The 21,627-nt window shown below is 39.3% G+C and carries 26 protein-coding genes and 2 pseudogenes; 7 read left to right on the top strand and 21 right to left on the bottom strand.

Translation table 11 applies throughout. From position 1 onward, the window contains the following. Positions 1–209 precede the first annotated feature (209 nt). From I4641_RS14420 to I4641_RS14405, 4 genes are all read right to left on the bottom strand, one after another. Positions 210–896, bottom strand: a complete 687-nt coding sequence (locus I4641_RS14420) for an IS1 family transposase (RefSeq protein WP_229641240.1) — start codon at positions 894–896, stop codon at positions 210–212. A 198-nt stretch (positions 897–1,094) separates the two neighbouring features. After that, on the bottom strand, positions 1,095–1,436 hold the full coding sequence (locus tag I4641_RS14415) for a hypothetical protein (RefSeq protein ID WP_229641239.1): 342 nt from the start codon (positions 1,434–1,436) through the stop codon (positions 1,095–1,097). Between the two features lie 84 nt (positions 1,437–1,520). Further along, complete coding sequence (locus I4641_RS14410; protein ID WP_229641238.1) at positions 1,521–1,967, bottom strand: hypothetical protein; 447 nt, start codon at positions 1,965–1,967, stop codon at positions 1,521–1,523. A gap of 33 nt (positions 1,968–2,000) precedes the next feature. Beyond that, on the bottom strand, positions 2,001–3,353 hold the full coding sequence (locus tag I4641_RS14405) for an ISKra4 family transposase (protein ID WP_229641237.1): 1,353 nt from the start codon (positions 3,351–3,353) through the stop codon (positions 2,001–2,003). 75 nt (positions 3,354–3,428) lie between these two features. Here I4641_RS14405 and I4641_RS14400 point away from each other — a divergent pair. The 3 genes and pseudogenes from I4641_RS14400 to I4641_RS14390 form a co-directional block, all read left to right on the top strand. Continuing rightward, positions 3,429–4,346: pseudogene (locus I4641_RS14400) on the top strand (cytochrome ubiquinol oxidase subunit I); the annotation flags it as partial. A 12-nt stretch (positions 4,347–4,358) separates the two neighbouring features. Further along, positions 4,359–5,369 (top strand): cytochrome d ubiquinol oxidase subunit II, encoded by a 1,011-nt coding sequence (locus I4641_RS14395; RefSeq protein ID WP_229641235.1) that lies wholly within the window; start codon positions 4,359–4,361, stop codon positions 5,367–5,369. Between the two features lie 116 nt (positions 5,370–5,485). Then, complete coding sequence (locus I4641_RS14390; protein WP_229641234.1) at positions 5,486–5,860, top strand: ArsR/SmtB family transcription factor; 375 nt, start codon at positions 5,486–5,488, stop codon at positions 5,858–5,860. Positions 5,861–5,870: 10 nt separating this feature from the next. Here the strand turns inward: I4641_RS14390 and I4641_RS14385 are convergent, their stop codons facing one another. The 3 genes from I4641_RS14385 to psbA all read right to left on the bottom strand — a co-directional run bounded on the left by I4641_RS14385 (position 5,871) and on the right by psbA (position 8,774). Next, positions 5,871–6,416: an NUDIX hydrolase gene (locus tag I4641_RS14385; protein WP_229641233.1), complete on the bottom strand. Its 546-nt coding sequence runs from the start codon at positions 6,414–6,416 to the stop codon at positions 5,871–5,873. A gap of 5 nt (positions 6,417–6,421) precedes the next feature. Further along, positions 6,422–7,498, bottom strand: coding sequence for an NAD(P)H-dependent flavin oxidoreductase (locus I4641_RS14380; RefSeq protein WP_229641232.1), 1,077 nt, complete (start codon positions 7,496–7,498; stop codon positions 6,422–6,424). Between the two features lie 193 nt (positions 7,499–7,691). Beyond that, positions 7,692–8,774, bottom strand: coding sequence for a photosystem II q(b) protein (gene psbA / locus I4641_RS14375; RefSeq protein WP_229641231.1), 1,083 nt, complete (start codon positions 8,772–8,774; stop codon positions 7,692–7,694). A gap of 172 nt (positions 8,775–8,946) precedes the next feature. Between psbA and I4641_RS14370 the strand changes: the two genes are divergently transcribed. Continuing rightward, positions 8,947–9,414: a Dps family protein gene (locus I4641_RS14370; RefSeq protein ID WP_229641230.1), complete on the top strand. Its 468-nt coding sequence runs from the start codon at positions 8,947–8,949 to the stop codon at positions 9,412–9,414. Between the two features lie 75 nt (positions 9,415–9,489). Here I4641_RS14370 and I4641_RS14365 read toward each other — a convergent pair whose 3' ends face one another. From I4641_RS14365 to hemF, 8 genes are all read right to left on the bottom strand, one after another. Further along, the gene (locus tag I4641_RS14365; protein WP_229641229.1) at positions 9,490–9,732 is read right to left on the bottom strand and encodes a type II toxin-antitoxin system HicA family toxin; all 243 of its coding nucleotides are present in this window, start codon (positions 9,730–9,732) and stop codon (positions 9,490–9,492) included. Continuing rightward, positions 9,729–9,935 (bottom strand): hypothetical protein, encoded by a 207-nt coding sequence (locus I4641_RS14360; RefSeq protein WP_229641228.1) that lies wholly within the window; start codon positions 9,933–9,935, stop codon positions 9,729–9,731. The genes I4641_RS14365 and I4641_RS14360 overlap by 4 nt, the downstream gene beginning before the upstream one ends. 129 nt (positions 9,936–10,064) lie before the next feature. After that, complete coding sequence (locus tag I4641_RS14355; RefSeq protein WP_229641227.1) at positions 10,065–10,478, bottom strand: putative toxin-antitoxin system toxin component, PIN family; 414 nt, start codon at positions 10,476–10,478, stop codon at positions 10,065–10,067. Further along, positions 10,471–10,695 (bottom strand): hypothetical protein, encoded by a 225-nt coding sequence (locus I4641_RS14350; protein ID WP_229641226.1) that lies wholly within the window; start codon positions 10,693–10,695, stop codon positions 10,471–10,473. Before I4641_RS14350 ends, I4641_RS14355 begins: the two co-directional genes overlap by 8 nt. Before the next feature lie 106 nt (positions 10,696–10,801). Beyond that, positions 10,802–10,924, bottom strand: coding sequence for a hypothetical protein (locus I4641_RS23835; RefSeq protein ID WP_263858236.1), 123 nt, complete (start codon positions 10,922–10,924; stop codon positions 10,802–10,804). 45 nt (positions 10,925–10,969) lie between these two features. After that, complete coding sequence (gene hemN, locus I4641_RS14345) at positions 10,970–12,391, bottom strand: oxygen-independent coproporphyrinogen III oxidase (RefSeq protein WP_229641225.1); 1,422 nt, start codon at positions 12,389–12,391, stop codon at positions 10,970–10,972. A 127-nt stretch (positions 12,392–12,518) separates the two neighbouring features. Then, on the bottom strand, positions 12,519–13,268 hold the full coding sequence (locus I4641_RS14340; RefSeq protein WP_229641224.1) for a biliverdin-producing heme oxygenase: 750 nt from the start codon (positions 13,266–13,268) through the stop codon (positions 12,519–12,521). Positions 13,269–13,319: 51 nt separating this feature from the next. Beyond that, the gene (gene hemF / locus I4641_RS14335; RefSeq protein ID WP_229641223.1) at positions 13,320–14,360 is read right to left on the bottom strand and encodes an oxygen-dependent coproporphyrinogen oxidase; all 1,041 of its coding nucleotides are present in this window, start codon (positions 14,358–14,360) and stop codon (positions 13,320–13,322) included. Between the two features lie 151 nt (positions 14,361–14,511). Between hemF and acsF the strand changes: the two genes are divergently transcribed. Beyond that, positions 14,512–15,570 (top strand): magnesium-protoporphyrin IX monomethyl ester (oxidative) cyclase, encoded by a 1,059-nt coding sequence (gene acsF / locus I4641_RS14330; RefSeq protein ID WP_229641222.1) that lies wholly within the window; start codon positions 14,512–14,514, stop codon positions 15,568–15,570. Between the two features lie 47 nt (positions 15,571–15,617). Here the strand turns inward: acsF and hetL are convergent, their stop codons facing one another. Continuing rightward, positions 15,618–16,325 (bottom strand): heterocyst differentiation pentapeptide repeat protein HetL, encoded by a 708-nt coding sequence (gene hetL / locus I4641_RS14325; RefSeq protein WP_229641221.1) that lies wholly within the window; start codon positions 16,323–16,325, stop codon positions 15,618–15,620. Between the two features lie 561 nt (positions 16,326–16,886). Between hetL and I4641_RS14320 the strand changes: the two are divergent. Continuing rightward, positions 16,887–17,993: pseudogene (locus I4641_RS14320) on the top strand (IS630 family transposase). Between the two features lie 40 nt (positions 17,994–18,033). On the opposite strand, the gene I4641_RS14315 reads toward I4641_RS14320, so the two are convergent. After that, entirely contained in the window at positions 18,034–18,876 is an 843-nt protein-coding gene (locus tag I4641_RS14315) for an MBL fold metallo-hydrolase (RefSeq protein ID WP_229641220.1), read from the bottom strand. A gap of 78 nt (positions 18,877–18,954) precedes the next feature. Between I4641_RS14315 and I4641_RS14310 the strand changes: the two genes are divergently transcribed. Next, a complete protein-coding gene (locus tag I4641_RS14310; protein ID WP_229641219.1) occupies positions 18,955–19,389 on the top strand; it encodes a HEAT repeat domain-containing protein in 435 nt (144 codons plus the stop codon). Between the two features lie 37 nt (positions 19,390–19,426). Here the strand turns inward: I4641_RS14310 and I4641_RS14305 are convergent, their stop codons facing one another. The 4 genes from I4641_RS14305 to I4641_RS14290 form a co-directional block, all read right to left on the bottom strand. Further along, entirely contained in the window at positions 19,427–19,882 is a 456-nt protein-coding gene (locus I4641_RS14305) for a YeeE/YedE family protein (protein WP_229641218.1), read from the bottom strand. A 24-nt stretch (positions 19,883–19,906) separates the two neighbouring features. Then, on the bottom strand, positions 19,907–20,323 hold the full coding sequence (locus I4641_RS14300) for a YeeE/YedE family protein (RefSeq protein ID WP_229641217.1): 417 nt from the start codon (positions 20,321–20,323) through the stop codon (positions 19,907–19,909). A 320-nt stretch (positions 20,324–20,643) separates the two neighbouring features. Continuing rightward, complete coding sequence (locus I4641_RS14295) at positions 20,644–21,132, bottom strand: rhodanese-like domain-containing protein (RefSeq protein WP_229641216.1); 489 nt, start codon at positions 21,130–21,132, stop codon at positions 20,644–20,646. Between the two features lie 3 nt (positions 21,133–21,135). After that, complete coding sequence (locus I4641_RS14290; RefSeq protein WP_229641215.1) at positions 21,136–21,612, bottom strand: universal stress protein; 477 nt, start codon at positions 21,610–21,612, stop codon at positions 21,136–21,138. Positions 21,613–21,627: the final 15 nt, after the last annotated feature.

Genomic DNA, 21,627 nt, shown 5'->3' with positions numbered 1-21,627 from the left:
GATCTCTTGACCGCAGCGTTAAATTTTAGAGGATTTAAAAGGTAACGATCAATCTACCCCTTTTACCTTTTACCTTTTACCTTTTACCTTTTACCTATCCTTACAAATAGATTATCGCGTAACGTCAGTTAATAATAATTAGTTGTTGGTAGTAAAAAGTAGGATGGGTAAATGTCTTAAACTCAGGGCGTTGCTGAATAAGAAGTGGATTATGCTAGAATAGGCACTCGTTTAAATCTTAAATAATGCATTAAAAGCCGAACCGAATACTTTAACATTTGGATTGATTTTGAGTAACATAATGTCGCTCGATGTAGTCTAGCTAAATAATGTCTTAATCTAGTATTTTCTCCCTCTACTCTAGTCAATTTAGTTTTTGGTAATACTTGATGCTTAAAGGGCGGAATATAAATTGCGTAGATACAGTATCCATCGGTAAAATACTTCCGACTATCCCAGATTTTAATTCTCTGCCAAAGTTTATCAAAAGTTTGACCGCTTCGATCACCGATTTCTATTGCTACAATACCTGGAGCAAGATGATTAATAGCAGTCCAAATCCATATCTTATCGGTTTTACGACCAATATAAGTCTGAAGTTCATCCAGTTCGGCAAACTCTGGTTCTCCAGATTCGTCTTCAGGTAACTCTTCTCCCGATTCTTTGACCCAGTTTATAATCGTTGTGTGGTGAATTCCTGTGACTCTTTCAATGCCTCGGAATCCCATGCCATTAAGGTACATAGTCAGGCAAATTTCCTTGACTTGAGGATGATAACCTCTACTGGAATAAGAGTCACGAAAAATACGACCACAGTCTTTACATTCCCATCTTTGTTTTCCATTTGCATGACCATCTTTTCGGATATTATCAGATTGACAACGAGGACATTTCATATTTATCAAAAGAGTTTTCTGTACTCTTTCTTTTTAACAAATCCACTCTTTATTCAGCAACGCCAAGTAATTAAACTAGTCAGACCCAAAGCAATAATAATTTTAGTTTTTCTCATAGTAAACTCCCTCACAAAAAAATCTATTTTTAGAGGACGCTTGATAGTTGTGTAGGTTAGGGTTAGAGGCGATCGCCCTTACTTAATGTTCGATGATGTCTATACGCAATTCACGGATCGAATTATCCCAGTCATAATCAGAATCAAACTGACCTCGATTCATCTGTTCGATTGATTCGGAATCTATTTGCAACAGATCGTCGTGCCAATATTTCTCTGGATGAGTAAATATTTCGATTTCCCGTTCAAAATCTTCTCTACCAGTTTCAAAAAATCTTTCCGACTGTGTTGGTGTAAACAGTCCGTTGAGAACACCTACATCTGGTTTATTTTCTGCCTTGACTGCCCAAACTGTTAGCAAGCCAATAATTAACGCTACTAGTAAAGTTTCGAGCGAATCGTGGATAAAAGCTCTGTTTTTCATTATGCCCTCCTCCTAATACAGGACGGCTTTCCTACTTTCATTATAAGAAATTTATTGAAGTTAGGAGTATTAACTACTAACCAATTAAGCAATCGCACTTTCGTTACCAGAATCGCGGAAAAATAGACAGGAAGAACCCGTGATTTTAATCATTCGATTAATAAATTCAAAATCTGGTTCTAAGGTCAGTCCTACAAAGTCCATATCCGACTGGGGTGCTTGGGTGAGACAGTCTATAAATGTTCCTACCAGCACAAAGGTTTTAGCACGATGGGGTATGCGGGCGAGATCTCGTAGTTCTTTGATGTATTGTTGTGCTGCTTTAACCTCTTCTGTATCGGCTACGACGGTAATCAAATTTAAAGAACCCTGCCAACTGCGATGGAGTCGTAATGCCATCAACATAGTTAGATTGAGATTACCCTGTTTGATTTTGGTAGAGAAAGGCGAATTTCCTAATTGCGGTGTTAGCCAGACATTAATTACCTCTACTCTGCCCATCCCCGCCAAGGGATGGAGACCAAATAGCATGGCTGGCGTAACAAATTTGCATGGAATAGTATTTTATGCTACTATTCCCAAAGCAGGAAGTACAGTTCTTTGCCAATGATGTTGCCATTGCTGAGAAATCATTGCTGCCCTGATTTGTAGCACATTATGCGCTCCCACTCGACTCCACTGCATTTTGCCATCTCTCTTATGACGGGCATTAATTACAGTATCAATATGAGATTCTGCCACTTGAGAGGTAAAAGTTTGATTTGATTGTTTCCGTTGCTCATAATTGATGAGATATTCTTGATTCCGTAGAAGATAATCCTTTAATCCTTTGAGTTTATTTTTTTGTTTCTCGTCTGTAATTTGCCTCCTTAATGTTTCCAGCTTTTCGATTGCTTCTGTTGCTTGACCATGCCATAGTTTCCATTTGGCATTCTCTAGTGATTCTTGATTGGTTGCGTCTAATCCATTCAGTACATTTTGAAACTTTTTACCAATGTGAAACCAATCCAAAATAGCTTCAATGTCACGACAATGAGGTTTAAGAGCTTGAATCACTGACCAACAATTCTTTGCTCCATCAGCTAATGCTGTCACCAGAGTTTTGGTGTTAAGTCCTTGTTTGAGTGCCGTATTTAGAACATAAGTTTTCATCATTTCGAGATTGTCTTCTTGGGCAGATATGGCACAAGATTTATCCACTATTTGGCGATGATTCTCATCAACTGGTTGCAGATTTTCAGGGCGATAAGTAACTGCAAACAGAGCCTCAAAGCTTCTTTTCTGTTTCTCTTTAATCGGAATATGTCCCCCATCCACTTGTAGAATGATCTCCTTTGATGCCTCGGCACATTCTTCTGGTTCGGGTGTAATTAAATTTTGCTTTGAGAGCATTTCTCCCACCTGTGAAGTCAGACGACTAATTTGAGTATGATTATTGATGGGGCGATGACAAGTGTTGATCTTTTCCAGGTTCTCTTGTGCTTGTCGATAACTGAAATTAGCTCCTTGTTCGCATTGTAATTTAGCTAAATCTGGATGAATATTGGTGCCAAACACTGCATTCGTAGTAGAAGATTGCTGCCAACGACAATCTGGGTTTTGACAGCGATGTTTTTGGATCGTCAATTGATGGTCACTGAAAACAGCGTGAAATTTGGATTTTGTAGTTCCATTACGACCCAGCTTTCCACCACAGTTAGGACAAGTCTTGTGATCTTTGCGGATTAGTTTACATTGTTCTGCTAGAACCGAGTTTTGAACCTTGGACAATAATGATATTTGTTCTGTATGTCGCAATCCAAGTTCTAGGATAGATTGAGGTGCTTCGATATCGTATACTTTGAGCATATTGCACTCGACAACTTCTTGAGTACTGATTGCAACCTTTTCTACTACTATCCTCAATTCAAATTCCATGCTCTCTCTTGATTTCTACAACTGATAACGAGCATATCATAAAGTTTCTTTTTCATGCAATTTTGTTACGCTCTCATCTTTAATCCTTTCATGCTCAATAGTGTCCTCCATATGTTCTTTGCGACATTGGAGACTTCTTTATTTGTAATTGGCGGAATTAGTGCTTGGTATATTCTCAATCAACGGAATTCAGAATTTTTTGCTTTATCTTTCAAAATCGTTTTGGCGATCGCGATCGCCGTTACTCCCCTACAAATTTATATCGGACATTTAAGTGGCGAACAAGTTTACCACCATCAGCCTACAAAACTGGCTGCAATGGAAGCTCAGTGGGAGACAATTCCTGCGGGAACATCTCCTGCTTGGAGTGCGATCGCTCTGCCTAATGACAAAGCGGAACAAAATGACTGGGAAATTTCTATTCCTGGGTTGTTGAGTTACATTCTGGAAATTAAACCTCAATTATCTGCGCCCGTATTAGGCTTAAAAGAATACTCACCAGAAGATCGACCCCATCAGATTGGTTTAATTTACTATGCCTTAAGAATCATGATCGCGATCGGCTTTTTCCTGGCAGGTTTGATGACGATCACAGTCTTACAATGGTTGCGTGGCAAACTCTCACCAGAAAATATTACCCAACAACGTTGGCTGCTAAGAATTTGGCTTTTAGCTGCACCATTGGGTTATATTGCCGTGGAATCAGGTTGGATCGTGCGTTGTGTGGGCAGGCAACCCTGGACAGTCTATGGAGAAATTCGCACCGTTGATGCAGCTTCGCAGTTACCTGCTAGTAATGTTTTGACTTCTCTGACTGCTTTTGCCGTTGTTTACAGTCTTTTATTCGTTTTCGCTCTTTATTTTGGCAGTCGGATTATTCGTCTTGGACCCAACTTCGATCTACCCGTACCAGGAGAGGAAATTGCGGAAGATTTAGATACCACCCCAGCCGAACATCTTCCCGATAGCCGTCCTGTCGAAGCTCAACAGTAATTATTGGAAATTATGGAATCTCTGCAATATTTTTTACCACAGGTTTGGTTTGCCGTTTTGGCACTGTTTTTATTTCTCTATGTAATGTTGGATGGATTCGATTTGGGGGTGGGGATTCTCTCGATTACCGCCTCCACCGAAGAACGTCGTGGAATGTTAATGACCAGTTTGGGCAATGTTTGGGATGCCAATGAAACTTGGTTGGTTTTGATGGGGGGTGCTTTATTTGGCGCGTTTCCTCTAGCTTACGGCACGATTCTCCAGGCTTTATATATTCCCGTGATGGTGATGATCTTTGGTTTAATTTTTCGCGCTGTCGCTTTTGAATTTCGGGAAAATGCCAAAACTAAAATATTTTGGAATATTGCCTTTGGTGGTGGTAGTTTTTTAGCTGCATTGGGACAGGGTTTTGCCTTGGGCGGAATCTTACAAGGTATTGCGGTAGATGATGCTGGCAGCTTTATCGGTGGAACTTGGGACTGGTTGAGTTGGCGTTCTTTTTTGACCGCTTTGACCTTGATTCAAGGTTATGTCTTGATTGGTTCGACCTATCTCATCACCAAAACAGAGAGAGATTTACAAACTACTCATTATTGGACTGCGAGAATTTCGGCGGTGACGACATTTATCGGTGCAGTGTATCTTACTATTACCACGCCCATCTTTTCTGAAGGTGCTAGAGCCAGATTGTTTGACCCACCTCTTGTCTATATCTTTGCCTTAATTCCTTTATTGGGAGCTTTATTAATCTTTTTGTTGCTCAGAAGTCTTTATTTAAAGCAGGAAAGAAGACCGTTTGTTTGGACTTTATTGCTGTTTCTGGTTTCCTTTGTGGGCTTGGGATTAGTTATCTTTCCCTACATCATCCCGACTAAAATTACAATTTACCAAGCTGCTGCCAGTCCTAGCTCTCTGGTGTTTATGATTATTTTCATCGGTTTTTTAATTCCGATCATGCTAGCTTACAACATCTATAACTATATTGTGTTTCGGGGCAAAGTTGTTAGTGTTGAGCCAGAGTAATTTTACTGGTTAGAAAACTATGCCAGTATCAATACCAGCATAGTTTTCAATCTTTTACTTTTTTGTTAGAATACTATATAGTTATATATAATATAAAAATTATCTTTATTTTGTCCATGCCCAAAACTGACTCTCGCGACAAGACAGCAAAACCCACCGAATATCTTGCCCCAGTTGCCGATTATTTTAAAGTGCTATCAGAAATTAGTCGGCTGCAAATCTTAAGCTGCTTGAGAGAAGGAGCGATGAATGTCAGTGAGATAGGGGAAGCTACTGGTTTGGGACAGGCAAATTTATCCAAACATCTCAAAATGCTTACCGAAGCCGAAATTTTATCCCGTAAACCTCAAGGGGTAGCTGTTTATTATGAAATTCAAGACCCGATGATTTTCGAGCTATGCGAGTTAGTTTGCGATCGCCTGTACCAACGGATGCAGCAAAAAGCCGATCAATTCAAACGATTAAGTGCTTTTAGTCCTTCCAAGAAATAAGTTTGAAATATCAAATACTTTGTTGCCACTCTAACAACACAGCGCGACATTGAAGACAAGTTAGGTCTTGGAGTAAATTGTTGATGCCACTGGCAGTATTGATATAAGTAATTGATGTCAATTTCTCAGGATTAACGATAGTTTGAGAGTCAATTTCGGCGACGAAACCGAAAAGTTTTTGATTGGAAAAAGAACTATTAATTGCCCAGCCAGTTTGATTTAAAGGTTCAAGACTGGTAATATCTGATTCTTTGATATCTAATTCTCGCTGGAGAATAATTTTAGAAGCCTCGACGGTTGTTTGTTCGGGTAAAACTCTACCCCCTGGAAAATCCAGGGTAGTCTTTCCTACACCAGGACGATAAGCAGGTTTGGGCAAGATAAAGCGATCGCTTTGTATCGTAACAATTACCACCGAATCAGCTTTTTCAACTCGCCAGTAATCTAATATTCGTTGTTGTTCGTCTTGTAGTTTTTCACCAATTAAAGTCAGCCAAGACGAACGGATTTCTACAAAACGTTCTAGAGTTTGCCAGTCATCTGGAGAATTTACCATTAGATTTAATTAGAATTAGCAATCAATTCTGCCATTAGCTCTTTGACAGGGACGATCTTTTCCGCACGTCCTGCATTAGTACCAGCAAAAATTAAACCTTCTTCTACATTACCGCGAGCAGCCCGATCTAAAGCGCGAACAATACAGTAAGTTTCTTGAGTATCCCGACAGCGACATACTTGCAAACAGTTAGCCAGACATTTTTTATCTAAATCTGGAGAATCTTGTAAAACTTTTTCCACAAATTGATTGTGTAAAGCTCTGCCTGGCATCCCTACAGGAGATGGGACAATTGCCACATCTTCGGGACGGGCATTGAGATGAAATTCTTTGTAGCGAAGATCTGCATCGCATTCATCGGTAGTTATAAAGCGCGTGCCGATTTGCACTCCACTAGCTCCCAAAGCTAATACTCGGTCTATATCATAACGATCCCAAATTCCTCCCGCAGCAATTACGGGAATGTCTTGTCCCAATTCATTTTGTAGATAGTTGACTAATTCAGGGATGACTTGCTCGGCTTCTAGTTTGGAACTGGATAATTCTCCATATTTTGCTCCTAAATGACCCCCTGCTCGATTGGGATTTTCCACTACAAAAGCATCGGGTAAGCGTTTATATTGACGTTCCCATTTCCGACAGATGACTTTAGCAGCACGGGTACTGGAAATAATCGGTACTAATGCCACATCGGGATAGTCAGCAGTATATTCAGGTAGGTGCAAGGGTAATCCCGCACCAGAAATAATTAAATCGATACCAGATTCGGCAGCAGTACGAACTAAAGTTTCGTAATCCCTTACCGCTACCATGACATTGATCCCGATAATACCCTGGGGACTGAGTTGACGAGCTTTTGTTATTTCATCGATTAATGCCAAACGATTAGCTTTAAATAAATTACCTTTTTGGTAATAAGGAGAATTGAGTCCTAAGCAAACTGCCGAAATAATACCAATACCGCCAGCATTGGCTACAGCACTAGCAAGATTTGCACCAGAAATTCTAATCCCCATACCTCCTTGAATAATTGGGTAGGGAGCAAGATATTTACCAATACGAAGCGGTGGAAGTGTGGTCATAATATGTTGTTATTTAACTGTTGAATAGCAGTATTAAAAGCGATCGCTAATTCAAAATTATACTTTAAATAATTATATAGTTAATTAGCGATAAAAAAGCAACCCGAAGTAATTAAAGTAATTAAAACTTGGGTTGCTTAAATTATTAGAAGGAAGTTAGAGGAAAATTAGCATGAACGCAATTGATAACCAATTAGCTGTGAACAGCAGGGGCAACTAAAGCTACAGGTTGGCTGTCTCCGCTAGCTAAGTCTAGGGGGAAGTTATGGACATTACGTTCGTGCATAGCTTCGATTCCCAAACCAGCACGGTTTAAAACATCCGCCCAGGTATTAACTACTCGACCTTGAGCATCTAAAACAGATTGGTTGAAGTTAAAACCATTGAGGTTAAAGGCAAAACAGCATACAGCCATCGCAGCAAACCAGATACCAACTACGGGCCAAGCACCTAAGAAGAAGTGCAAGGAACGAGAGTTATTAAAGGAGGCATATTGGAAGATCAATCTGCCAAAATAACCATGAGCAGCAACTATATTATAGGTTTCTTCTTCTTGACCGAATTTGTAACCGTAGTTTTGGGATTCAGTTTCAGTAGTTTCTCTTACTAGAGAAGAAGTTACCAAAGAACCGTGCATGGCAGAAAACAACGCTCCACCAAAGACACCAGCAACACCAAGCATATGAAAGGGGTGCATCAGCACATTGTGTTCTGCTTGCAAAACAAACATGAAATTAAATGTACCACTGATTCCTAAAGGCATACCATCAGAAAAAGAACCCTGTCCGATAGAGTAAACCAAAAGTACCGCAGTCGCAGCAGCAACAGGTGCGCTGTAAGCAATACAAATCCAGGGACGCATTCCCAAGCGGAAAGACAATTCCCATTGACGACCTAGATAGCAGAAAATACCAATCAAAAAGTGAAAAATAATCAACTGGTAAGGACCGCCATTGTATAACCATTCATCTAAAGAGGCAGCTTCCCAAACGGGATAAAAGTGTAACCCAATGGCGTTAGAGCTAGGTACTACCGCAGCAGAAATGATGTTATTGCCATAGAGTAAAGAACCAGCAACGGGTTCGCGAATACCATCAATATCTACAGGAGGTGCAGCAATAAAGGCAATGATAAAACAGATAGTTGCCGTTAATAAAGTGGGAATCATCAGTACCCCAAACCAACCAATATACATACGGTTGTTGGTGCTGGTAATCCAATTACAAAATTTATCCCAAAGATTGTTACTTTGGCGTTCTTGCAGAGATATAGTCATAATGTTTAATTCCGAGGTTAATCATTGTTAAAGGCAATTTTAACTTTATGTCTTTATTTAACTATATGGTTATATAAAAAGTCAAGCATAAAATTATATTTTTTTAGATTTGTAAGTTGGCGTATAATAATGGAGAATTCTTCAGCACTCTAATTAGAATGGAGCAATTGATATGAGTACTATTGATATTGGCATCAAAGAACAAGACCGCATCAAAATTGCCCAGGGACTGAAACGTTTGCTAGCAGATTCCTATACTCTCTATCTACAATCCCATAACTTTCATTGGAATGTCACTGGTCCCCAGTTTCGCGAGTTACACTTGATGTTTGAAGAACACTACACCGAACTAGCCACTGCGGTTGATGATGTTGCTGAAAGAATCCGCACTTTAGACGTTCCCGCGCCTGGTACTTATAAGTCTTTTGCTGAATTAAGTTCGATTAAAGAAGTCGAGGGTGTTCCTGCTGCTAAAGATATGGTGGAAATTCTCACCCAAGGTCATCAACAGGTGGTAAAAACCTGTCGTGAGGTTTTAGTAACTGCTCAAGAAGCTAATGATGAATCAACAGCTTCATTGGTTTCAGATCGAATGCGTATTCACGAAAAAACTGCTTGGATGCTGCGAGCGTTGACATAAATTGAACTTAAAACTTGCGATCGCCCGATTATAGAAATGATTGAGAGATTGCTTTTTGTAGTTCTTCTTAAAATACTATTCAAACAAAATTACGATTAATCGATCGCGATCCAGTTTGTGATGCTCGCCAATACCTCGTAAAATCCCATTGAGAGTTCCTAGTTTGATTGGATCGTGTGCGGGAATAGTAATACTATGTTTTCCGTTTCGTTGAGTTGTTAATCTGATATGACTACCTGTCTGGCGAGTGACTTGATAGTCAAGGCGAGAAAGAGTCTTAATTAAATCTTTACCTGATATATCTCGTGGTAACTTCACGAAGCAATAACCTCATCGCGAACAATATGTAAGCGAATTATTTTGGGTTTTTCTTCAGCTTCAAAATGACAATCTACCGCATCACGAATCATTTCTTTAAGGCTTTCTATATCTTCTGCTTGAGTAAAGATAGATTCTCCTAAAGCTCTAGCTGTATAGCCGACTTCTGGATCGTCTTCTACTAAAAATACAATTTCTGTCATTGTTATCTTTGGTTTTTATTTCTGATTATAGGCTAATGCTCTGTAGTTTAGGCGATCGCACCGATTGTAGAGATAATTGAGAGTTAGTGGGATCGTTCTTTAAAGTTGAGAACAGGCAATAACATAGCTTTAAATTGTCTTCAAAAAATCTTCTACTGTAATTACTCTTACATTACGAAAGGGATTCAGTACGAGTAAATAGCGATCGCCAGTTATGATGTAATGTGCCTCTCCGTTTAATGCTAACTCCAAAACCTTATCGTCTTTCGGATCGCGACACTCTTGGACATTTTCGACTATTTCAATCAAAACTGCTCGCTCAATTAACGCTTCTAAAAACTCCTCTCTTTCCTCGTTTGTCACATATTTGTTGAATTTTTTACGTCCCAGTACCTCATTTAATTCCTCTAACAGATCGAGGGATAGTAATATTTCTCCGTTTGCCAAAGTGTATTGGAAAGCTTGAGCAGGTTTGCTATTTTTAAAGAGAAGCGCACTAATAATTACATTTGTATCGAAAACATAACGCACTCGATTACTCATTGAGAAGTGAATTTAAAATTTCTGGAGTTAAGCCTCGTGCTTGGGCGTTTTGACTAATTTCACTCATAACTTCTTCAAGTGTTCTTTTGTTTCGAGTTGCATCACTAAGTTTTAGACTTAGCAAGGCTTCCAGTTTACGGCGTTGTTCTTCTGAGGCAGTTTCAAATATACGGGCAACTTCAGCATTAACCCGAATTGTAATATTTTTAGTGTTCATAAATGTTATGTGAGGACTAAGCTGTTTTGCTCTTAATGTTACAACATAGCTTTCTTAATTTTAAAACAAGCAATATTCTAATTATTGCGATCGCCCGATTATAGATTTAATTGAGAATCAGCATGATCGCCCGATGGTAGAGATGATTGAGAGTAGATGCGATCGCTCTATTGTAGAGATGATTGAAAGTCAGTGTGATCGCCTGATGGTAGAAATGAGCGAGAGTCAATGCGATCGCTCCATAATTTCAAATCATATTCAAAGCTTTAAAGGATCAAATCGATTTAGAAAAAGAGCGTAGCGAAGCCATGCCGTCAGGCTTATCGCCATGTCTGGTGAGATAGGTATCAAAAACCGAGGCAATATTTCTAATTAATAATCTTCCCGTGGGTGTTACCTCAATACCATCATCAAAAACCTTAATTAAGCCATCGGCTTCTAAGGCTTTTAGTTCGCAAATTTCGGAACTAAAATAGCTGTCAAAATCGAGATCGAAACCGAGATGATATTTTTCCTCTAAATCGTATTGGGAAAGACAAAACTGACACATTAATTCCATAATTACGGTGCGACGGAGAATGTCATCGCGACTGAGACTCACACCCTTTTCAATAGGTAATTTTCCTTGATCGATCGCCCGATAATAATCTTTGATGCGTTTCTGATTTTGGACGTAAACATCATTAAGCATACTAATGGAGGTCATGCCAAAACCAAATAGATCCGATTCGGGTTTGGTGGTGTAACCTTGGAAATTACGGTGTAGTTCGCCTTGATGTTGTGCCACTGCAAGTTCATCATCGGGTTTAGCAAAGTGATCCATGCCGATATAGACATAACCATTATTGGTCAATTCATCAATTGTCATGTGGAAAATTGCCAGTTTTTCAGCAGCAGAAGGCAAAGCTTCCACAGGCAGATTTTTCTGTACTGGTTTTAACCAAGGTACGTAGGCAAAATTAAAGACAGCTATGCGATCTGGATTGAGTTTAATTGTCTTGCGGATGGTTTCTCTAAAGGTAGCTAACGTCTGATAGGGTAAACCATAGATCAGATCCACATTGACACTTTCAAAACCTGCGGATCTAATGGAGTCCATGACATCAAACAACATCTCTTCTGGCTGTACCCGATTGATTGCTGCTTGCACTTGGGGGTTAAAATCTTGAATACCAAAGCTAATGCGGTTAAAACCCAAACTTTTAAGAACGTAAATATAGTTGCGATCTATAAATCTCGGATTAATTTCAATAGAAACTTCCGCATTGCAATCAAGACTAAAATGTTGATTGAGCTTATTCCACAAAAACTCGATTTGTGACAAATTCAAATAGTTAGGCGTACCACCACCCCAATGAAGTTGATGTACCGTTCTTTTAGAATCAATTAAAGATGCAGTCTGTTCGATATCGCGAGCGAGATATTCTAAATAACGTTCTGCAAACGCCTTGTTTTGAGTAATAACAGTATTGCAACCGCAAAAATAACAGGGAGTTTCACAAAAAGGAATGTGACAATATAGGGAAATGGGAGTTTGTTTATAATTACCAACGCCAATAATAGCGAGAAGGTTATGTTCGTTAAAATCAGAACTTAATTGGGTGGCAGGAGGGTAACTGGTATAACGAGGTAGAGGTTTATCGTATTTTTGTAAAAGAGTGGAATTAAATTGAACGGATAAATCAGCAACTTTCATCTTATTGTGTACTGTAAATAATTAACTTTCTATAAAACGGAAAATTTTTATCGTAGTTGTCATTGGTCTTTTGTCTATATTGAACACTAATGACCAATGACTAATAACAAATGACAGAGCGAATCAATTACTCTACGTTCATCAATTCCACAGAACCATTACCTGGAGAGCGTTCTGTAGCACCTGGAATATCTTGACGAGTAATAAGATCGAAGACATGATCGCCGATAGCAGCTTTCACTTCTAGTTCTAAAGCGTGCATCACATCACGGTTGAGGGCAAAAGCAGCGTTAGCTTCAGCGACAATCTTCTCAATTAATTCATTATCAACTGGTAAAGCATTCAAAGCATCGCGATATCTGCCTTTAAATCCCCTTCTGGCTTCTACGGAGGGAAAAGCATCAAATTGATGGAAATTAGTTCCTTGGTCTTCTGGTAAATTCAGGGCAGAACGGATAATTTTTTTTAATGCCTGTCCTCCAGAAAGATCCCCCATATAGCGCACGTAGGAATGAGCCACTAACAAGGCAGGGTCGCTATTAGATATTTCTTTGATGCGATCGACATAAACTTTACCAGCTTCGGAAGGAACAATTTCATTAGACCAATTATCACCATAATAAAAAGCTAAATCTTTTTCTAAGCTAGCTTTGCGATTTAGTTCGGGAAAATAAATCAACCCAACTACTGGATGATCTCGGTGTCTTAATAGTTCTGCTTCGAGGGTGCTGTAAACAAAATATAAATTAGCAATTAACTTACGGAAAGGTTCTTTTTCCACAATCCCTTTGAGAAAACACTTCATATATGCCGTATTTTCTGCCATTGTGTGAGATTGTTTTGTACCTTCTCTTAATTGACTAGCTAGATTGCTCATAACTAATACTCTCCTAATTAAAATTTAAATAACTCTGATAACTGTTAACTGTTAACTGTTAACTGTTGACTGATAATTAACCCAATCTTGAAGTTTGAGGAAAACTTCTGTTAACTTGGCTTCTGGTGTTCCTGGTTCGGGTTGATAGCAATATTCCCAACGCACCAAAGGAGGTAAGGACATTAAAATAGACTCAGTACGTCCTTTAGTTTGTAGACCGAAAATCGTACCGCGATCGTAAACTAAATTAAACTCTACATAGCGTCCGCGACGATAAAGCTGGAAGTTACGCTCTCTGTCTCCGTATTCTGTATCTTGTCTGCGTTCGACAATAGGAACATAAGCAGGTAAGAAAGAATTACCGCAACTCTGCACGAAAGCAAATAAATCTGACCAACTACGAGATACCTTGCCTACTTTATTACTGTACTCAGCAGCAGCACCATCGGGATCGGGACCACAATAAAGAGGACTATTGCCATCTTGATAATCAAAGAAAATCCCGCCAATACCCCGTGCTTCCTGACGATGTTTTAAATAAAAATATTCATCGCACCAGCGTTTAAAAGCGGGATAATATTCGGGATGATGAACATCGCAAGCTTGTTTAATAGTTTGATGGAAATGCACTGCATCTTCGACAAAAGGATAGTAAGGAGTTAAATCCACACCACCCCCAAACCACCAAACGGGACCCGCTTCAAAATAGCGATAATTCAGATGTACGGTGGGAACGTAGGGATTACGAGGATGCAGTACCATTGATGTACCTGTAGCGTAAAAACCGTGTCCTGCTGCTTCGGGACGTTGAACTAAAATCGAGGGAGGTAAAGTATCACCCCAAACTTCGGAAAAGTTGACCCCACCCTGTTCAAACACTCTGCCATCTCTAATGACACGAGAACGTCCGCCACCACCTTGTTCTCTTTGCCAACTATCTTCTCTAAAGCTAGCTTTACCATCGAGTTGTTCTAAACTAGCGCAAATATTATCTTGTAATTGCTGGACAAATTGTTTGACCCGTTCTCTTGAATCTGTAGGGGGTAAGTTTTGATTCTTAGTTACGACCTTACTAACGGCTTGAATGCTCATTACAAATTTTCGATTAATTTTCATATACGTTATTTAACTATATAAGAATATATTGAAGATAAATATATGATTTACAAAACTTTATTGCTTTTTGCTGGCTTTGTTGGATAAAATATATTTCATAACTAATTAGCTATACACCTAAGTAATTATGACTAGTACTGTTTCTCAACCCGCTACTAAAAAAACCTCTACAGAAGAAACTTTGCTGACTCCGCGTTTTTACACTACGGATTTTGATGCGATCGCCAATATGGACATCTCTTCTCAAGAGGAAGAGTTAAAAGCAATGATTGCCGAGATGAAGACGGATTATAATCGGGATCATTTTTTACGGGATGAAGATTTCAAGCAATCTTGGGATCATATCGATGAAAATACCCGTCGAGTATTTGTGGACTTCTTGGAACGTTCTTGCACTTCAGAATTCTCTGGTTTTCTGCTATTTAAAGAGTTATCCCGCAAACTCAAAGGTCGCAATCCGATTTTGGCAGAAATATTTCATCTAATGGCACGAGATGAAGCTCGTCATGCAGGTTTCCTCAATAAAGCCATGAGTGATTTTAATATTTCTTTAGACTTAGGATATCTAACTAAAAATCGCAACTATACATTTTTTAAACCAGAGTGGGTAATTTACGCCGTCTATCTCTCTGAAAAAATTGGTTACTGGCGTTATATCCTGATGTATCGTCACTTAGAAAAACATCCCGAATATCAGTTTTATCCCCTGTTCAAAAAGTTTGAAAGCTGGTGTCAGGATGAAAACCGTCACGGAGATATCTTTAAAGCCTTATTGCGATCGCAAAAATCTATGTGGCAAGGTTGGAAGGGTAGATTATGGGCGCGTTTCTTCTTATTATCTGTATTTGCCACCCATACCTTAACCGTACACGAACGGGCAGACTTTTATGCCAGCGTCGGCTTAGATGCACAAGAATACGATCGCGAGGTAATTCGCAAAACTAACGAAACTTCAGCTAGAGCATTTCCCGCTATTCTTAATGTCGATCATCCTGAGTTTTTCAAACGGTTAGAACATTGTGCAGATCGCAATGAAGAGTTAAAAGCGATAGAAGCAAGTAATGCACCGAAAATAGTCAAGTTTTTCTGTAAGTTGCCTTTAATTACTGGCATTTTTTGGGATTTGTTAGTTCTGTATTTGATTAAACCCATTGATGCAGAGGCTTTACGGGGTACTGTGCGTTAAAAGGATAAGACGATTTAAGAGAGGGATAATTTTCCTTCTCTTACGATTTACAAATAAACACTACCATCGGGCATAATCGCTCCCGTCAGATCTGCATCATCGAGATTTGTTCCCGTCAAATCGGCATCTCGTAAATTGGCTTTAGCCAAAATTGCACCACTGAGATTAGCATAACTGAGATCTGCACCCTGTAAACTAGCCTCTGTTAGATCGGTAGCTAAACTTCCCATACCACCACTTAAATTAGCACGACAAAGTTTTGCCCCATCTAATTTGGCTTGATACAAGAGAGCCATACGGAAATTGGCATAGCTAAGATTAGCATGGCTTAAATCTGCTTGACTTAAGTTGCTAAGATAATCAGAAGCAGGATGAAAATCAGCCTCGATCGCTAAAGCATGACACAATTTACCTCCACTGAGATTTACGCCATTTAAGGCAGTTTTTAGCAAGTTAGCTCCCTCTAAATTTGCTTTGGTAAGAATTGCTCCACTTAGATCTGCCTCTCGCAAAATGACTCGGTTTAGATTTGCTTCAGTCAAATCCGTACCCCAGAGAATTGACTCACTCAAATCTGCTTCTTGTAAACAGGCGTAGCTTAAATTAGTTCTTCCTAATCGCGATTGTCGTAAATCTGCTGCGGTTAAATCTACTTTGCTGAGATTCATCTTGACTAATTCTGCTTCTCTTAGATTTATCTTGGCAAAAGCTCTTTCTCCCGCACTGTATTGTTGTAAAAATTGATTGACTTCCATTGATTTTAATTTAGGATTTGTGGCGTATAAGTAGTCGTGCAAAATTAATTTTATAGTGAAGGGTAGGTAGTAGGTAGTAGGTAGTAGGTAGTAGGTAGTAGCACCCCGTCACCCAAATGTGTAACTAATTCTGCTTAGGTACTTATATTCAGTGTCTGCTAACAATTGTTGGAGCTACGGCAAATAGACTTTATCCCCCACCAAGCAACAATTACAACTAAAAGCTTTATCACTAAGGGTGCCAAAGTACAGCTAATAAATACACTGATGAGGGCAATAATTGTCCCTAGAATTGCTATTTCCTCTCGCGGATTAAAACTAAAGCAAGTAGCAACAAAGGCAATTACGAGGGTGATTGAAACATAAGGAAGCATGAAATCTCCTTAATTTTGCTAAATTTAAAGATCTGCAATATACATCATTATATTACTATATCGTAATTTAATAATATTAAAACCAATAAGAAGGTTTGTTCTAGGGTCGAAGCTATTTATTTGTATATTGTTTTAGTAGGCGGTTGTAATTAAATATAAGATAGAAAGGCTGAGAAATGAGTAAAAAATGCCTGCACCACTAAGAGTAAAACTAAGTCGGTTAGAAGAAGAAACGTTGGGAGAATTACAGAAGGCAAGCTCAGTGCCTTACCGAACCAGAAATCGAGCTATGATGCTGAGATTAAATGCTCAGGGGAGAAACGTTCCAGAAATTGCTCAAATATTCAATTGTCATGAGCATACAGTCAGAGCAGCAATTCAACGTTGGCAAGACCGAGGCTTGACAGGATTATGGTCAGCCCGTGGAAGAGGAGCAAAACCGAAGTGGATTCCAGAAGACTTGGAATACATAGAAACTTGTTTAAATGAAGAAGAGCGAACATACAACAGCATTCAGTTAGCTAGAAAACTCCAGGAGGAAAGAGCGGTAGATTTAAGTAGCGATCGCTTAAGACGAATACTAAAAAAAAAGATATCGTTGGAAAAGAACCAGACAGAGCAACAAGAAGAAGCAAAATAAACAACTAAAAGAGATTAAGAAAGCCGATCTAGCCATGCTAAAAATGGCAGCAGTTGATGGAGATATAGACCTAAAATACTTAGACGAAGCAGGATTCTGTCTGTGGAGTCCTGTGAGCTATAGCTATAGTCAAATTGGCGAACAAAAATGTCTAGAACAAAGTCAGAAAAGATCCGGTTCGAGGATTAGTATTTTAGGTTTATGGCAAGTGGGAGAAAGTTACGGCGCGTTTTGAGTAAGAGTACTCTTACTCAAAAGCCGCCTTTTGAATATGGTTTGGCTCAAGGCGGCTTCAACAGCAAAAGCTATATCAAAGTAATGAATTGGGTAGCGCAAAAAGCAGCCTCTTTATTCAAAGAGACAGGAAAACTAACTGTGGTTGTTCAAGATAATAGTCCCATACACAAGAGCAAAGAAGTTCGTGCTTGTTGGTCGCGTTGGTCAGAACAAGGATTGTTGCTATTTTTCCTTCCTGCATATTGTTCTGAACTTAATGATATTGAAACACAATGGCATCAACTTAAAGCGCATGAAATTGCGGGGCAAATGTTTGACAATGAATATGACTTAGCCATGACAGTTATACAAGGAATGAAAAATCGTAGTGAAAGAGGTAATTATCACTTAGAACGTTTTATATTTAATTCCGCCTAGCTACTTATTCTAAAAATCAGCTAACACGATTCTGAAATTCTTATGTCTCAACATTACCAAACTGTAATTGAGTACCGACACGACAATCCCAACAGCGATCGCCCAATTGATGCCACAAAAAAGTCATTGCTTTCATTCCCGTACAATGATTCGCCCCGACTATTTGAACATCATATTTAGTCAGAGTTTCAACTGTAGCTTGTAAACGTTCTTCGTTTGCTCTTAATAAGTGCATACCACCAATCACGGCATAAAACTTCTTCGTATTGGCGATCTGGGCAATATAATCGAGAGTATTGATTACTCCTGCATGAGCGCAGCCCAAGATGACCACTAGACCTTCAGGTACTTGCAGATATAAAGCTTGGTCATCCAACAGGCCATCGACTTCTGTCTGTTCGCAATTGTGCCAAAATGCTCCTCCTGTATTTTCTAAGGGATGATGTCGCGGAATTGTTCCTGTTACAGATACTCCTGGCATAATCTCAGTGGGGGTTTCAGTCCAAATTAGCCGTCGGCAGTGACTGGCTAAAGTTTTTACATTGTCGATGGGAGAACCAATATTGCCTCTAGGACTATACTTAGGAGCGATCGCTTGGGGATGGAGAAATAAATCCGTGTTGATACAATGCTCTAGTATGGTTGGTAGTCCTCCTGCATGATCGTAATGTCCGTGGCTGAGGACGATGGTATCTAGGTTTTCCAGAGAAATGCCTAATGTTTGTGCATTATGACGTAACGCTAATCCCTGCCCCGTATCAAACAGAATTCGTCGATCATCAGCCTCAATCAGAAAAGAAAGCCCGTGTTCTCCCAGTAAACCCTTCCCCCCTGCGGTATTTTCTACTAAAACGGTGATTTTTAGCTTGTTCAGGCTGTACATATTTAAATATTCTCAAGTTAGCGTTCGAGGTAATTAGTATTTAGTTATGTTTTCTCAAAATTTTATGACCGAAAGTTAATGCAGAAAAAAAAGATTACCGAACTTCTCAAAAATGCGATCGCCAATAAAAATATTGATGATCTAGAAAAAGCAATAATGGCAGGATTTCAAACAAAAGAAAACTCTGATGACTATGTTGGTATTCTAATCGAGCTTTTGTCAGCAGATTGGCATCTTTGTCATGAGAATATAGTTTTACAGCTACAGCAATTAAAAGATCCTAGAGCAATTAAAATCTTACAAAAAACGGTAGAACGTAAATTTAAGTATTTAGAATATGATGACTCTTTTGGTCTAGGGAGAAAATGTACTTGGGCGTTAGCAGATATCGGCACAGAGGAAGCAAAAGAAGCACTAAGGAAAATTGCCGCATCTTCTAATGAAAAGATTTCTGGATATGCAAAGAAGCGATTAAATCGCTGGCATCAAGAGTATAAGAGAAAAGGAAGATAACTAACTTCTGTTTTCAGTCAATTAAATTATTAATAGACTAATGTTGAACCTGGGTTTTGTCTGGGCGATCGCTTTTATTTGATTTATGGGCATACCATTGATAGGCAAGTGAACCAAGAATAAACGCCATAATAAACAAAACTGGATTCGGTATTCCCAACACCCAAGCGGTAATCCCAGGACCAGGACAGTAGCCTGCAATACCCCAACCAATACCAAAAATCGCAGTACCGAGAATTAAAGGAAGGTCGATATCTTTCCTAGTGGGTAGATAAAATTTACTACTGAAAATTGGTCGCGGTAAACGCAGCACAAAGCGAAAAGCAATTACAGTAACCCCAACCGCACCACCCAAGACAAATAATAGGGTGGGGTCCCAGTCTCCTGCAACATCTAAAAATCCTAACACGCGATCGCGATCGATCATTTGGGAAAGGCTTAAACCAAAACCAAATAGCAGTCCAGATAAAAGAGCAATTAATTTCTGTTTCATTTTTTTACAACTAATGACTGATGACTAAAAAACATGATGAGTAACAAATACTGTAATAATGGCAGTCATCATAAAAGTAATCACCGCAACTAGAGAGCGGAATGATAATCTACCCAAACCACAAACACCATGACCGCTAGTGCAACCATTTCCAATCCACGTACCGACACCGACGAGAAAACCACCAACAATCATGGCTACTGGTGCAAAGTCAGATACAGGAGTAGGTTCTGAAGCAAAAATATATTCATAAATCAAACCTCCACCCAACATCCCTGCGATAAACAGCCACCGCCAATTCTCTTCTGACTTGAATTTGATTGCACCATTGACCATGCCACTAATACCAGCAATCCGACCATCAAAAGCCAGTAGAATAGTTGCACTCATTCCAATCAGCATCCCACCAATTAAAGCTGCAATCCAATTAACTTCTGCCATAATAAATATTATAATATTTACATTTGATTAAACAACTAGATAGTTATATACTAACATTAGTTTCTTGAAAATAGAAGGAGGGTATAATAATGCCACGGGAAGTCGGAGATCGTTATGTCTGCAAAAAGTGCGGAGCCCAGCTTGTGTATGAGAAGCCTTGCCCCTGTCCAGAAGGTATGCCTCATTCAGAGATCTGCTGTGGGGAACAGATGAAGCTGATACCAAAACAGACGACCGCCAAAACAGGTAAAAATTGAGTTTATAGCTTTAATATTGCTGTCCGCACCTTCGGACAGCACAGAGAATAAATCTGAGTATCTTTATTTTTCTAAGGTTTCACCTGCTTTTTTCCACCCCTCAATACTGGGAGGAAAACCCCGAACATTATCGTATCCGAGCATTTGCAGAGCCATAACTCCCATTGCCGTGCGATAACCCGTAGAGCAGTAAAGTATTACAGGACGAGTTTTAGGAATTTGGTCGAGATTATCGGTTAAACTGCGTAAAGGAAGATTAATTGCCCCTGGAATATGACCAGAAGCATATTCCTTTGGCTCTCGAACATCTACCAATAGTGCTTGCTGTTCTTTCCCCAGAGCTTTAACTTTATTTATCTGTCTGACAGTGTAATAGTCACGAGGAATTGAAGTTAGGAACTGCTGTACCCTTGTTAGATTACGATCGCGCAGTGCCTCAACTTTATCTGTGGTTTGAGCCATATTACCAGCAGCAAAAGCAGGAGTAGCTGCCAAAAAAGTACCAAAATAGAGCCAGATTCCCAACCAGAAGGTAGCTAAGAGTTTTTTCATCTACTATTCTCCATGAACGGTCAAAACAGAACAGGGAGCGTGATGCAGTATATAATTACTAACACTGCCGAGAAAAACTTCTTGAAGACTGTTAAGTCCCCTACGACCCATTACAATTAAATCTGCGTTCCAATCTTTTGCCAGATCTCGAATTAGAGAGCCAGGATGACCGACTTGGCATTTTGACTCAGTGGGAATTCCTTTGGCGGTTGCTTGTTCGGCATAAGTTTGCAACCAGTCTTTACTCTCCTGGAGTTCCTGTTGTAATCTCTCTTGTTGAGCCTGAATGTAAGCACCAGAGAAATCTACTTCTGCTTCAATCTCATTAAAAGAGCCAAAATGCTCTCCCATATCCCAATCGACGCTATGAAATAACATCAGCTTACTGTTATTGTCTTGAGCCAGTTTTAGAGCTTCTTGGAATATTACCGATGCCGATTCAGAACGAACCAGGGGAACTAAAATTTTGTTAAAAGCCATAATTTTTTCATTACT

This window comes from Waterburya agarophytonicola KI4 (assembly GCF_020640915.1).
Lineage (GTDB): Bacteria > Cyanobacteriota > Cyanobacteriia > Cyanobacteriales > Xenococcaceae > Waterburya > Waterburya agarophytonicola.
This window is presented reverse-complemented; position numbering and strand designations above follow the sequence as displayed.